Here is a 13,736-nt window from a genome sequence, read left to right on the forward strand (position 1 = left end):
CCCTAGTGCACATGCTGACATCAACTATTAGCCAGAAGAAGCAAGGGAAGGAGTGAGGCCCGACGGCCGATGAGCGGCCTAGAGAGACCACGCGGATTCGCCGCTTCGCCGCAGACCCCCTTACCAGCGCTTGCGCAGGCAAGCATCGAGCAAGCGCTGGTAAGGGGGTCTGTCCACGAACCCCCCCGGGGTATGTACCAACCACTGCAAGCGCAGGTCGGGGCATGGCGTATGAAAACGGGTTGACCGGGGTCATCCCCCCTGGACAGACATTACGCGGGAGTCCATGAAGGTGACCGAAGGTCACCGAACAGGATCAACCCGATCACGTGGAGCTGAGGGGATTCGAACCCCTGACCCTCACACTGCCAGTGTGATGCGCTACCAGACTGCGCCACAGCCCCAACTGCCATTCATTTTATATCAGACCCGAGTAAACCCGGTCTTGTACCCCACCCGGACACCAAACCTGTCCTGATGGACTACTTCGGCAAGTGTACAGGCTCCGTGTCGGCTGCTGTCGGCGCCCCCTGGCTCGGCAGGAGCGTCTCAGTCAGTCCCGATCCGGCGGTCCCGACCTTACCAGTCGGCGGCCCCGCGTTGTGCTCGACCAGGCGGAACCCACCCTCGACGAGCCGCAGGACGGACCACCGGCAGTTGGCGAGCGGTCCGAAGTGCCACCAGAGCTCCGGCGGGAGGCCGAGCACATGACCGATCAGTGACCGGGCGGTACCGCCGTGCAGGACAAACACGACGAGACCGTCCCGTTCGGCCGGGAACCCCTCGGCCCGGACCTCGTCGAAGACCGTGCCGGCCCGCTCCGCCACCTGCCGGTAGGTTTCGCCACCGCCACGGGGCACGTCCTCCCCCCGCCGCCAGGCGCGATCCTCCGCGGGGAAGCGTTGGGCCGCCTCGGCAGCGGTCAACCCGGACCACGCGCCGAGATCGATCTCGCGCAGCCGCGCGTCGGAGCGGAAGGGCGCGCCGAGCGCCGCCGCGGTGTCCCGGCAACGTTGCAGGTCGGACGAGACGACAAGTTCCGGGCGCATCGCCTGGATGACCGGGGCCACCGCGGCGACCTGGGCGCGCCCGGTGGCGTCGAGGGGCGGATCCGCGTGCCCCTGGAAGCGGCCGACGTCGTTCCAGGTGGTCCTGCCGTGCCGCCAGAGCAGTAGCCTCACCGTGGGGTCGCCGTACCGGGCCCGGCCACACCCGAGCCCGAGCCGCCGCTTGCCGCGGTGGGCCCCGGGGAGACACCGGTCCCGGCCCCGACCGCCGCGTCGACGAACGGGATCACCGGGCAGTCCTTCCAGAGCCGTTCGAGGGCGTAGTAGACCCGTTCCTCGTCCCGCTGCACGTGCACCACCACGTCGACGAAGTCGAGCAGGACCCAGCGGCCCTCCCGCTCCCCCTCCCGCCGGACAGGCTTGGCTCCCAGCCGGCGCAGGTGCTCCTCGATCTCGTCGACGATGCCCTTGACCTGCCGCTCGTTGCCCGCGGAGGCGAGCACGAAGCAGTCGGTGATGGCCAGCCGATCGCTCACGTCGAGGATGAGCAGGTCATGGCCGAGCTTGTCGGCGGCCGCCTGCGCGGCGGCGAGAGCGAGTTCGACGGCTCGCGGGGAAGCGGTCACGCTCGGGTTCTCCAGGGTGGTGACGGGCGGGAGGCATCCGTCCTCGGCTGCCTCGCGCACCGTCCGGGACCGGACGGCTGCATCCAGCGTGACACATCGACGCGCGGGCAGGGCACTCCTCGCGTCCACGACGGGCCGAAAAATCGGGATATCGCCTGGCCCGGTGGCCCGCCCGGACGGCTTGGCGAGTCAGGAAGCACCCTGGTAGAGACGCCGCTTGGCGATGTAGCGCACGACCCCATCGGGGGTGAGATACCAGATCGGCGCCCGGCGGCCGACCCGTTCCCGGATGTCGGACGAGGAGATCGCCAGCGCCGGGACCTCCAGCAGGCTGACGGCGCCGGCCGGGAGGGCGGCGTCCAGCGCGAGCTGGTAACCGGGCCGGCTCACGCCGACGAAGTGGGCCAGTTCGAACAGCTCGCGGTGGTCACGCCAGGTGAAAATCTGCGCGAGCGCGTCCGCCCCCGTGATGAAGAACAGCTCGTCGTCCGGTCGCGCCGCACGCAGGTCTCGCAGGGTGTCGATGGTGTAGGTGGCGCCGCCCCGGTCGATCTCGATCCGGCTGACCGTGAACTGCGGGTTCCCCGCCGTCGCGAGGAAGGTCATCAGATAGCGGTCCTCGGCGGCGGAGACTTTGCGATGAATCTTCTGCCAGGGTTGCCCGCTCGGCACAAAGACCACCTCGTCCAGATCGAACAGGGCGGCCACCTCACTGGCTGCGACGAGGTGCCCGTTGTGGACGGGGTCGAAGGTCCCACCCATGACACCGAGGCGCACGACCGGACACTAACCCCGCATCACCGCACGTGCCCGCTTGGCGCAGCCCGGCGGGAGATGTGCCACAAAGCCTCACACCCACCACGGCACCTCACCCGCCACGGCACCTCACACCCACTGGTCTCACACCCACCGCCGTGACCGCCGCAGGCAGGCCCGTCCCGGAACGGCCCACCCGGCCTAGGCTGACCACAGGCCGCAGGCCGGCCCCGCCCCCCGCGAGGAGACCCCGCCCATGCCGACCAGTCCGCGTGCGGGGCAACCCGCCGCCCCCGAGGATCTCGTTGACGTCGACGGCTTGCTCGCCGCCTACCACGAGATCCATCCCGATCCCACCGATCCGACCCAGCGGGTGTCGTTCGGCACGTCCGGTCATCGTGGCTCGGCGCTGCGCGGCTCCTTCAACGCCGACCACATCCTGGCCACCACCCAGGCGATCTGCGACTACCGGAAGGAGGCCGGCGTCGACGGACCGCTGTTCGTCGGGATCGACACGCACGCACTGTCGGCGCCCGCGCTCGCGAGCGCCCTGGAGGTCCTCGCCGCGAACGGCGTCGCGGTACGCATCGCCCCGGACGGCGAGGCCACCCCGACCCCGGTGATCTCGCACGCGATCCTGCGCCACAACCGCGAGCGCACGTCAAGCAACAGGACGGGCAGGACGGGCACCACCGGCGCGACCGGCCCGGCGCGCGGCCTCGCCGACGGCATCGTCGTCACGCCGTCGCACAATCCGCCCGCCGACGGCGGGTTCAAGTACAACCCGACGCACGGCGGTCCGGCGGACACCGGCGTCACCAAGGTCATCCAGGATCGCGCGAACGCCCTGCTCGACGGTGGCCTCGCGGGCGTGGCCCGGGTGCCGTACCCGCAGGCGCGCGCCGCCGCCGTGGTCCACGACTACGTCGGCGCCTATGTCGCGGACCTCGGCGACGTCATCGATCTCGACGCGATCCGCGGCGCCGGGGTGCGCATCGGCGTCGACCCGCTCGGTGGGGCGAGCCTCGTGTACTGGCAGGCCGTCGCCGAGCGGTACAAGCTGGACCTCGACGTGGTGAACACCACGATCGACCCGACCTTCGCCTTCATGACGACCGACTGGGACGGCAGGATCCGGATGGATCCGTCGTCGCCGTACGCGATGGCCTCCCTGGTGCGGCTGGCCGGCTCGTTCGACGTCGCCCTCGCCAACGACGCCGACGCCGACCGGCACGGCATCGTCACCGGCACGGCCGGGCTGTTGAACCCGAACCACTACCTCTCCGCGGCCATCGCCTACCTGTTCGGCCACCGCCCGGGCTGGCCGACCGGGACGGCGATCGGCAAGACGCTGGTCAGTTCCAGCATGATCAACCGGGTCGGGGCGAGCCTCGGCCGCGACGTGGTCGAGGTGCCGGTGGGCTTCAAGTGGTTCGTGGCCGGTCTGACCGACGGGAACCTGGGCTTCGGCGGCGAGGAGAGCGCGGGCGCGTCGTTCCTGCGCCGCGACGGCGCGGTGTGGACGACCGACAAGGACGGGATCATCGCCTGCCTGCTCGCCGCCGAGATGACGGCGGTCACCGGCCGGGACCCCGGGCAGTTGTACCGGGAGCTCACCGATGCCCACGGCGCCCCGGCCTACCGGCGGGTCGACGCGCCGGCCACCCCGGCGCAGAAGAAGATCCTGGCCGCGCTCACCCCGGAGAGCCTCAGCGCGACGACGCTCGCCGGTTCGCCGGTGACCGCCGCGCTGTCGCACGCGCCGGGCAACGGCGCGGCGATCGGCGGGGTGAAGGTCGTCACCGACGACGCCTGGTTCGCCGCCCGGCCCTCCGGCACCGAGGACGTCTACAAGATCTACGCGAAGAGCTTCCGGGGCCCCGGGCATCTCGACGAGGTCATCACGGAGGCACAGTCGATCGTCGACGCCGCCCTCGCCCGCGGCTGATCCTGCCGGTCCCAGGCCGGTCCCGGAGCCGGCCGGGGACCGGGCCGGGGCTGGGGACCGTCAAGACGGAAGAAGCCACCCGATGAACGCCTGAAGCTGCTCGATGTTGCGGCACTCCACCATCTCGTCGACGAGCTCGGCGTACACGTTTGTCGCCGCGTCGCCCGAGCCCCAGTAGCTGCGCGGCTCCGGGTTGAGCCAGTAGGAGTGCCGGGCCTGCGAGCACAGTCGCCTGAAGATGGTCGCCGAGGTCGGTCGGTAGTTGTTCCGGGCGTCACCGAGGATCAGCAGCGACGTCTTGGGACCGACCGCCTCGGGGTACTTCTCGGCGAAGACCTCGATGGCATGCCCGTAGTCGCTGTGCCCGTCGAACCAGACGAGGTCCGCCTCTCCGGAGATGCGGGCCATCATGTCGCCGAGGTCGAGGCCGCGCAGATACCTGGTGACCTCGTCGGTCGTGTCGATAAAGGCGAACGCCCGAACCTTGGCGAACTGCTCGCGCAGCGCATGGGTCAGCATCAGGGTGAAATGCGCGAACGAGGCCACCGAGCCGGAGACGTCGCACAGCACGACCAGCTCGGGCTTGTGCGGCTTGTGCGGGCGGTGCCTGGTCTCCACCGGTACGCCGCCGGTAGCCAGCGACGCCCGCACCGTGCGCCGGAAGTCCAGCCGGCCGATGCGGCCGAGCCGGCGCCGCGCGGTCAGCCGGGTCGCCAGCCGCCGGGCGAGCGGGTAAACCTGCCGGCGCAGCTCCACCAGGTCCCGCTGGGAGGCTCGCAGGAACTCGACCTGGTCGCTGAGCGGCTTCACCGCGGTGCGCTCGACCGCATCGAGGCCGCGTTCCTCGGCCATCCGCCGCCGCACCTCGGTGGACACCATCTCCTCGAACTCGCGGATCCGGTCGGTGATGGTCTGCCGGACGGCCCGTTCGGCGAGTCCGCCACGTTCGGAATCCGCCAGCATCGCCGCGAGCAGATCGGCGATGAGGGTCTCCGCCGACATCACCCGCAGCACCCTGGTAGATGAACCACGAGCGGGCGGAGCTGCCGCGCGCCGACCCGAACGCGCTCACCGCCTGCCGGGCAAGCGCGCGCAGCGCCTCGTCGTTGCCGTCATGCAGCGCGTCGAGCAACTGGTCGCGCAGCACCTGGCGCAGCTCCTCCAGCTGCTCGGGCGACAGCTCGCCAGGGTCGACGCCGACGTCCCCCGCCGCGCCGTTCGCCGCCCCGGCCGGGTCGTCCAAGTCGTCCAGGTCGTCCAGGTCGTCCAGCGACACGCTGTCCCCGATCCGGGGCGGGAAGTACAGGTCGAACAGAGTATCGAAAGCCGGCCGGTACAGCGGCCGCTTGCACAGGGTCGCCGCGAACGCTGCCCGGACGGCGTCCCGCTCGGCCCAGCCCAGCGCGCCGATGGCCCTGGCGGCATCCACGGTCTCGGCGCTGCTCACCGGGACACCGGCCCGGCGCAGCGCCGCGGTGAAATCGACGGTGCGGTCCAGCAGGTTCATGCCGGCGCCCCCTCGTGGACGTGCGGCCGTGGCGACGGCCGTCAGCTAGTAATCAGTTCGATGGATTCGATCAGTTCAATGGAGTTGATGGAGTCGATGGGTTGGGCTCGGGCGGTTCAGTTCGCGCCGAGCTTGAGGTGACTGATGGCTCGGGCCTGGTCGCTGGCGTGCTTGAGAACGACGCCGAGGGTCGAGGCGACGGCGGCCTCGTCGAATGTGTCGAATCCGAGCGCGAGCACGGTCTGGCCCCAGTCGATGGTCTCGGCGATGGAGGGCGCCTTCTTCAGTTCCATCGCCCGCAGCGCGCGGACGATCCGGACCAGCGATTCGGCCTGCCTCTCCGGGAGATCGGGCACCCGGGAGAGCAGGATCTCCTTCTCCCGCTCGGCCGAGGGATAGTCCAGGTTGAGGTAGAGGCAGCACCGCTTGAGCGCCTCGGACAGCTCCCGCGTCGCGTTGGAGGTCAGGATGACGAAGGGACGGCGGGCGGCGCTGATGGTACCGAGCTCCGGAATCGTCACCTGGAAGTCGGACAGCACCTCCAGCAGCAGGCTTTCCACCTCGACGTCGGCCTTGTCGGTCTCGTCGACGAGCAGCACCGTCGGCTCCTGGCGGCGGATCGCCGTCAACAGCGGCCGAGAGAGCAGGAACTCCTCGCTGAAGATGTCGTCGTGGGCCTGCTGCCAACCCTCGGCACCGCCGTCTCCCGATCCGGCCTGAATGCGCAGCAGTTGCTTCTTGTAGTTCCATTCGTACAATGCGCGAGCTTCATCAAGCCCTTCGTAACACTGCAGCCGAATGAGCTCGGCGCCAACCGCGGTCGCCAGCGCCTTCGCGAGCTCGGTTTTACCGACACCCGCGGGCCCCTCCACAAGCAACGGTTTACGCAGCCGATCCGCGAGGAAGACTGTGGTGGCAATCGCCTCGTCCGCAAGGTATCCGGTCACGCGAAGCCGTTCCCGCACATCAGCGACTTCGGCGAAAGCGTGTTCCTGCAGCGACATGGCCACCTTCCGTCCCCGTGTCAGGCATCGCCCTGTCCATACTGCCAGGCTGGCGCCGCAGACGGGTGACTACGCCTTGCGCGCCGCCGTCCGCCGGGCGGATACCCGCGGGCTGCTCATCGACCTGTTCGCCGCCGGTTCACCCGGGGATTCTCCCGAGGTGTTCGCCCGAAGTGTTCGCCGGTTCAGCCGATCCGCTCGTAGGCGGGAAGAGTGAGGAACTCGACGAAGGTCTCGCCGAGCGCCGTCTCCTCGAACACCGCCGCCGCGTCCTTCCAGCGGCCGTTGTCGAAGGCGGCGGCGCCGATGGAGAGCCGGATCTGGTCCAGCACCTCCGCCAGAGTGGTCCGGACCAGATCGGCCGTGACCGGACGGCCGTCGTCGAGCACGACCCCGGCGGCTATCCACTGGAAAATCTGACTACGGGAGATCTCAGCGGTGGCGGCGTCCTCCATCAGGTTGTCGATGCCGACCGCCCCGATCCCGCGCAGCCAGCTCTCCAGGTAGCGCACCCCGACGCTGATGTTCCCGCGGACCCCGGCCGCGGTGACGGAACCCGGAGTGTCGCGCACCGCCAGCAGGTCGCCGGCGCCGACCTTGACGTCGTCACGCAACCGGGTGAGCTGGTTCGGCTCGTCGCCGAGCACCGCGTCGAAGACCTCGGTACACACCGGCACCAGGTCAGGGTGCGCCACCCAGCTCCCGTCGAACCCGTCCGCGGACTCCCGCTCCTTGTCGGCGCGCACCTTCGCCAGGGCCGCGGCGTTGATCTCGGGGTCGCGCCGCGACGGGATGAACGCCGCCATCCCGCCGATCGCGTGCGCGCCGCGGCGATGACAGGTGGAGACCAACAGCTCGGTGTAGGCGCGCAGGAACGGCACCGTCATCGTCACGCCGTTGCGGTCGGGCAGCAGGAACTCCGTCGGCCGGGACGCGAACGTCTTGATGGTGGAGAACATGTAGTCCCAGCGGCCGGCGTTGAGTCCGGCGGAATGCTCCCGCAGCTCGTAGAGGATCTCCTCCATCTCGAAGGCGGCGGGCAGCGTCTCGATGAGGACGGTCACCCGGATGGTGCCGACGGGCAGGCCGAGCTCGGCCTGCGCCGCGGTGAACACGTCGTTCCACAGCCGGGCCTCGAGATGACTCTCCAGCTTCGGCAGGTAGAAGTACGGCGCCACGCCCGTAGCCCGCAGGGCATGCGCGTTGCGGACCAGGTGCATCCCGGCGTCGAAGAGCGCGGCGACGATCGGCTCCCCGTCGACGGTGACGTGCCGCTCCGGCAGGTGCCAGCCGCGCGGGCGCACCACGAGCGTCGCCGTGGACTCGTCGAGCTCGTAACGACGGCCGTCGGGCGAGGTGAAGGCGAGCGTGCCGGCAACGGCCTCACTCAGGTTGTGCTGCCCGACGACCATGTTCGACCAGGTCGGCACATTAGCGTCCTCGAGGTCCGCCATGAAGACCCGGGCACCGCTGTTGAGCGCGTTGATGAGCATCTTGGCGTCGGTCGGGCCGGTGATCTCGGCCCGGCGGTCGACCAGCCCCGGCGCCGGTGACGCGACCCGCCAGTTCCTGGCCCGGATGTCGGCGGTCTGCGGCAGGAAGTCGAGGGTGGCCCCGGCGGCGATCGCGGCGCGGCGGGCGACCCGGGCGGCGAGCAGTTCGGCACGCCGGCCGGCGAACGTGCGGTGCAATCCGGCGACGAAGGCCAGCGCGTCGTCGGAGAGCACCGCGTCGACCTGATCCGCGGTGAGTCCCGGCACGGTCCGCACCGCGGACACCCCGTGCACCGTCACCCCGTCCAACGAGCCCATACCTATTCCCTTCCCGGTTCCGTTGCGTCCCGGACGGCCCGATCCGGCGGGCCCGGTAACCCGGACCTCAGGTGACCCGGACCTCAGGTGACCAGATGCCCGTCGCCGACGCCGACCCACGTCGTCGAGGTCAGCTCGGGCAGCCCCATCGGGCCGCGGGCGTGCAGCTTCTGGGTGGAGATGCCGATCTCGGCACCCATCCCGAACCGCTCCCCGTCGGTGAAACGGGTCGAGGCGTTCACCATGACGGCCGCGCTATCGCAGGTCGTGATGAACCGTCGCGACGCCGGCAGAGACCGGGTGACGATCGCCTCGGTGTGCCCGCTGCCCCAGCGCCGGATGTGCGCGACCGCGTCGTCGAGAGAGTCGACGACGGCGACGGCCATGTCCAACGACAGGTACTCGGCCGCCCAGTCGTCGTCTGTGGCGAGCAGCACCCGCGGATCGACGGCGCGCACCGCCTCGTCGCCGTGCACGGTGACCCCGGCGTCGTGCAGGGCGGCCAGCACCCGAGGCAGGAACTCCCCGGCCACGCCAGCGTGCACGAGCAGGGTCTCCGCCGAGTTGCACACCGAGACCCGCTGGGTCTTCGCGTTGACGGTGATCGCAAGCGCCTGGTCGAGGTCGGCGTCGGCGTCCACATACACGTGGCAGTTGCCGACCCCGGTCTCGATGACGGGCACCGTCGACTCCTCGACGACCGCCCGGATCAGACCCGCGCCACCCCGCGGGATGAGCACGTCGACGAGCCCGCGCAGCCGCATCAGGTGCTTGACCGCGTCGTGGTCCACCCCGGGGACAAGCTGCACCGCGTCCGCCGGCAAGCCGCTCGCGACGGCGGCGGCGCGCAGCACCGCCACCAGCGCGGTGTTGGAACGCACCGCGGAGGCGCTCCCGCGCAGCAACGCGGCGTTGCCGCTCTTGAGGCACAGGCCCGCGGCGTCCACCGTGACGTTCGGCCGGGCCTCGTAGATGATCCCGACGACGCCGAGGGGCACCCGGATCTGGCGCAGCTCCATCCCGTTCGGCAGCACCCGGCCGCGCACGACCTCGCCGACCGGGTCCTCCAACGCCGCGACCTGACGCAGGCCGTCGGCCATGCCGGCGAGCCGGGCTGGGGTGAGGGTGAGCCGGTCGACTATCGCCTCGGCGGTGCCCGCCGCCCGCGCGGCAGCGACGTCCTCGGCGTTCGCGGCGAGAATCTCCGTGGAACGGGCGATCAACGCGTCGGCCATGGCGAGCAGCGCGCGGTCCTTCTCGGCGCGGCTACGCGGGGCCAGCAGGGCCGCCGCCGCCTTGGCACGGACGGCGCTGCCTCGGACATCCTCCGCAGAGGTGCTCATCTCGGGTCCTCCGTTAGGCGGGCGCCGCGGCGCTGCCCGCCGCTACGAGGCTACCGGTGGCACGGCGGTCGTGCCGTTCATCGCTCCTCACCCGCATCCGTCACCTACTCATCCCTGCATCCGTTAAGAATTCGTAATGAAGTAATTAATGCAAGCCAATATGCGTCTTCGCAGGTCACGGGCTCGCGAGGACCCCGAAGTGAACAAGTTATTTTATTCCTAATCCTAACTACTCATCTACTTATCCCGTTATCCAGGTCCGCGATCCGCCAGGTCCGCGACAGGCAGGGACGCGACAGGCAGGGACGCGGAGGGTGATAACCGGAACAGCCGGAAAGGCGCGCAGTTCGGACCCCGTGACGATCATCTCGACGGGGTTGCCTACCGTGCTCGCATGCGTGCGCTGCACACGTCCGACTGGCATCTCGGGCGTGGCCTGTACGGTCACGATCTGATGCCGGCCCAGGCGGCCTTCGTCGATCATCTCGTCAACGTCGTCCGTTCCGAGGGCGTCGACGTCGTGCTCATCGCCGGCGACGTGCACGATCGGGCGATCCCGCCGGTGGGCGCGCTGGAGCTCTTCGACGAAGCGCTCTCCCGACTGCGCGGCGCCGGCACCCGGGTCGTGGTGATCAGTGGCAACCACGACGCGGCCCGCCGGCTCGGCGACAAGGCCGGCCTGCTCGACCCCCGCGTCCGCATCCGGACGGATCCGGCCGCGGTCGGGGATCCGGTCGTCGTCGAGGATCCCGCCGGGGCGGTCCGGGTATACGCGATCCCCTACCTGGAGCCGTCGGCGGCGAACTCCCAGCTTCCCGAACCGGCGCAGGCGCCATCCGGCTCGGGCGCCCCGGCCGCCGGGCTCCCCGCCGCGACGATGCACCGGGCGATGCACCGGGCCATGCACGCGGTGCGGGCCGACCTCGCACGGTATCCGGCTGCCCGGTCCGTCGTGGTGGCGCACGCCTGGGTCACCGGCGGGGCGGCGAGCGAGAGCGAACGCGACATCAGCGTCGGCGGAGTGGGCAATGTGCCGGCCCAGTTGTTCGAGGGGATCACCTATACCGCACTCGGCCATCTGCACCGGCCACAGGCGATCGCCCCGTCCGTCCGCTACAGCGGATCGCCACTGGCCTATTCCTTTTCGGAGTCCGGCGACGCGAAGGCGTCGCTGCTCGTCGAGATCGGTCCGACCGGGCTGGGGAACGTGACCCGGATCGGCGTTCCCGCCCGGCGGCGGATGGCCCTGCTACGCGGCAGTCTTGCCGACCTCCTCACCGACCCCGCCCATGCCCCGCGCGAGGCCGACTTCGTCTCCGCCGTGCTGACCGACCCCATCCGCCCCATGGACGCCATGGCCCGGTTGCAGCGCCGGTTCCCCTTCGCCCTGCGACTCGCGCATGAACCGGAGACGGAACCCGACGAGATGCTCAGTTTCGGCCGGCGGACCCGGGGACGCTCGGAGCTGGAGATCGCCGAGGCCTTCGTCGCCCATGTGCGCAGCGCTCCCTCGGCTCGGGAACGTGCTCTGCTCGCCGAAGCCCTCGGCGCCGCCCGCCGGGCCGAGGAGGAAGTCGCCTGATGCGTCCCCACCACCTGACCCTGGCGGCGTTCGGCGCCTTCCCCGGCACCGTCGAGATCGATTTCGACGTCCTCGGCAGCGGCGGCCTGCTCCTGCTCTGCGGGGAAACCGGGGGCGGCAAGACGACGCTGCTCGACACGGTCGGGTTCGCGCTGTTCGGCCGGGTGCCGGGGATGCGCGGGGAGGTCTCCGGGCCGCCGGACCTGCGCTCGCACCACGCCGCGGCATCCCTGCGGCCGGAGGTGACGCTGGAGTTCACGGTGGCGGCGGGACGCTTCCGGATCACCCGCAGCCCCGCCTGGGACAAGCCGAAACGCGGCGGCGGGACGACCCGCGCCCATCCGACGGCGCGGCTGGAACGGTTCGACGGCGCCGGCGGCTGGGAGATGGCCGCCACCCGCATGGAGGACGTCGGCCATGAGATCGACCTGCTCGTCGGCATGAGCGACAAGCAGTTCTTCCAGGTCATCATGCTCCCGCAGGGACGCTTCGCTGACTTTCTCCAGGCCGACCACGGTGCGCGCGAGAAGCTCCTGAAGCGGCTGTTCCACGTCAACCGCTTCGAGTACGCCGAGCAGTGGCTGCTGGACCGGGCAAAGATCGCCGCCGAACGGCTGGCGCTGGCCCGCGCTGAGCTCGACCGGGTGACCGCCCGGGTCTCGCAGGTGGCGGCCGTCGACGAGCCGGAGGATCCGACGGCCGACGCCGGCTGGGCCGCGGACCTCGCCGGGACCGCCGCGGCGGCGGCCATCTCGGCCGACGAGGCGGCCGGCGCGGCGGCAGCACGGCGCACCTCGGCCGAGGAGGCACTGGACCAGGCACGCGACCTCGCCCGACGCGTCGAGCAGCGCCGGATACTGGCCGCCCGGCAGGAGGAGCTCGCGGCACAGGCACCCCGGATCGAGCTGCTCACCACCGGGCTGGACGCGGCCCGCCGGGCCGCTGTCGTCGCGCCCGCCCTGGACGAGGTCCGCCGCCGCACCGCGACGGTCCACCGGGCCGAGGCCGACGAACGCGACGCCCGGGACCGGCTCGGACGCCATCCATCCGGGCTCCTCCCCGGGGGAGAACCCACCCCCTCGGGACCGCTGCCCGAGGAGGCCACCGGGAGGCCTGCCGAGGCGCCTGCCGAGGAACTCGCCCGCCTGGCCCGCCTCGCCCACACCGAGACCGGGCGACTGGAAACGTTGACCGACACCCTCGCCGCCGCCGAGCGGGACGCCGAGGAGGCCACCGGGGCCGACCGGGACACGGCCGCCCACACCCGGTCCGCCGCCGAACTCGCCGAGGCGATCAGCGTCACGCTGCCCCGCGCCCGTGTCGAGGCCGAGGCCCGGGTGGAGGTCGCCCGGCGAGCCGGCGCCGCCCTGCCCGGCCTGGTCGAACGGGCCCGGTGGGCCAAGGAGCTGGCCTCCGCCGTCCGGGAGGGGCGGCAGGTGCGGACCGTGGCCGACGAGGCCGAACGAGACGCATCCGCGGCCCGGACCCACGCATCCGACCTCCGGCGGCAGCGATTCGACGCCATCACCGCCGAACTCGCCGCCGCGCTTGTCCATGACACGCCTTGTCCGGTCTGCGGGGCCCTGGAGCATCCCGACCCGGCCGAGACCCGGGCCGATCATGTGAGCAAGGACGCCGAGACCGCGGCCGGGCAGGAGGCGGACCGGCTCGCCGACGCCGCGACGAGGGCAGGCCGGGCGGTGGCCCACTGGGAGTCCCGGGTCCGGGCGCTGCACGCCGACCTGATCGGCCCAACGGACGGGGACGACCGCGCGGACCCGAACGACAGGGCGGACCCGGACCACAGCGCGGACCCGGACGACCGCGTCGAGGCCGCCTTCGCCGAGATCCGCGCGCTTCCGGTCGCGACGCTACTGGGCGGCTCCGAGGCGCCGGTCGCGGATCGGCTCGATGAACTCGCCGCCGTGCTGACCCACGCGGTCCGCGCCCGGACCCGGGCGGCTAAGAAGCTCGCCGCGGCGGAGGCCGCGTTGCGCGAGGTCCACGAGAACGAGAAGGAGGCCGCGGCCCGCCATTCCGCCGCACGGACCGCGGCGCAGGCAGCCCGGGAACGCGCGGCGGACGCCCGGGGCCGTGCCGCCCGGCGGCTCGCCGGCGTTCCGGCGGAGCTATGCGACCCCGAGGCACTGGC

The 13,736-nt window shown here is 71.3% G+C and carries 9 protein-coding genes, 1 tRNA gene and 1 pseudogene; 3 read left to right on the top strand and 8 right to left on the bottom strand.

Features of this window, described 5'->3' with window-relative positions:
- Positions 1-330: 330 nt before the first annotated feature.
- The 4 genes from AC08OT_RS13385 to nadD all read right to left on the bottom strand — a co-directional run bounded on the left by AC08OT_RS13385 (position 331) and on the right by nadD (position 2,410).
- Positions 331-404, bottom strand: a tRNA-Ala gene (locus AC08OT_RS13385).
- Positions 405-482: 78 nt separating this feature from the next.
- On the bottom strand, positions 483-1,181 hold the full coding sequence (locus AC08OT_RS13390; protein ID WP_476594784.1) for a histidine phosphatase family protein: 699 nt from the start codon (positions 1,179-1,181) through the stop codon (positions 483-485).
- A complete protein-coding gene (gene rsfS / locus AC08OT_RS13395) occupies positions 1,178-1,633 on the bottom strand; it encodes a ribosome silencing factor (protein ID WP_476594785.1) in 456 nt (151 codons plus the stop codon). Before rsfS ends, AC08OT_RS13390 begins: the two co-directional genes overlap by 4 nt.
- A gap of 189 nt (positions 1,634-1,822) precedes the next feature.
- Entirely contained in the window at positions 1,823-2,410 is a 588-nt protein-coding gene (gene nadD / locus AC08OT_RS13400) for a nicotinate-nucleotide adenylyltransferase (protein ID WP_476594783.1), read from the bottom strand.
- Positions 2,411-2,645: 235 nt separating this feature from the next.
- Between nadD and pgm the strand changes: the two genes are divergently transcribed.
- A complete protein-coding gene (pgm, locus tag AC08OT_RS13405) occupies positions 2,646-4,337 on the top strand; it encodes a phosphoglucomutase (alpha-D-glucose-1,6-bisphosphate-dependent) (RefSeq protein WP_476595994.1) in 1,692 nt (563 codons plus the stop codon).
- 60 nt (positions 4,338-4,397) lie between these two features.
- On the opposite strand, the pseudogene AC08OT_RS13410 reads toward pgm, so the two are convergent.
- From AC08OT_RS13410 to AC08OT_RS13425, 4 genes and pseudogenes are all read right to left on the bottom strand, one after another.
- A pseudogene (locus tag AC08OT_RS13410) lies at positions 4,398-5,844 on the bottom strand (vWA domain-containing protein).
- Positions 5,845-5,960: 116 nt separating this feature from the next.
- Positions 5,961-6,848, bottom strand: coding sequence for an AAA family ATPase (locus AC08OT_RS13415; RefSeq protein ID WP_476602866.1), 888 nt, complete (start codon positions 6,846-6,848; stop codon positions 5,961-5,963).
- Between the two features lie 185 nt (positions 6,849-7,033).
- Complete coding sequence (aceB, locus tag AC08OT_RS13420; protein WP_476593463.1) at positions 7,034-8,659, bottom strand: malate synthase A; 1,626 nt, start codon at positions 8,657-8,659, stop codon at positions 7,034-7,036.
- Positions 8,660-8,742: 83 nt separating this feature from the next.
- Positions 8,743-10,002, bottom strand: coding sequence for a glutamate-5-semialdehyde dehydrogenase (locus tag AC08OT_RS13425; protein WP_476593462.1), 1,260 nt, complete (start codon positions 10,000-10,002; stop codon positions 8,743-8,745).
- Positions 10,003-10,396: 394 nt separating this feature from the next.
- On the opposite strand from AC08OT_RS13425, the gene AC08OT_RS13430 reads away from it, so the two are divergent.
- Both AC08OT_RS13430 and AC08OT_RS13435 read left to right on the top strand, forming a co-directional pair.
- The gene (locus AC08OT_RS13430) at positions 10,397-11,584 is read left to right on the top strand and encodes an exonuclease SbcCD subunit D (RefSeq protein WP_476593461.1); all 1,188 of its coding nucleotides are present in this window, start codon (positions 10,397-10,399) and stop codon (positions 11,582-11,584) included.
- Positions 11,584-13,736, top strand: a 2,153-nt coding sequence (locus AC08OT_RS13435) for an AAA family ATPase (RefSeq protein ID WP_476602867.1), incomplete at its 3' end; no start/stop codon positions are given. The genes AC08OT_RS13430 and AC08OT_RS13435, both read left to right, overlap by 1 nt.

It is taken from the genome of Frankia sp. CgJB1 (assembly GCF_977947065.1).

Coding starts and splice junctions, on each gene's coding strand:
- pgm (WP_476595994.1), top strand. CDS start 2,646: ATGCCGACCAGTCCGCGTGCGGGGCAACCCGCCGCCCCCGAGGATCTC.
- AC08OT_RS13415 (WP_476602866.1), bottom strand. CDS start 6,848: ATGTCGCTGCAGGAACACGCTTTCGCCGAAGTCGCTGATGTGCGGGAA.
- aceB (WP_476593463.1), bottom strand. CDS start 8,659: ATGGGCTCGTTGGACGGGGTGACGGTGCACGGGGTGTCCGCGGTGCGG.
- AC08OT_RS13425 (WP_476593462.1), bottom strand. CDS start 10,002: ATGAGCACCTCTGCGGAGGATGTCCGAGGCAGCGCCGTCCGTGCCAAG.
- AC08OT_RS13430 (WP_476593461.1), top strand. CDS start 10,397: ATGCGTGCGCTGCACACGTCCGACTGGCATCTCGGGCGTGGCCTGTAC.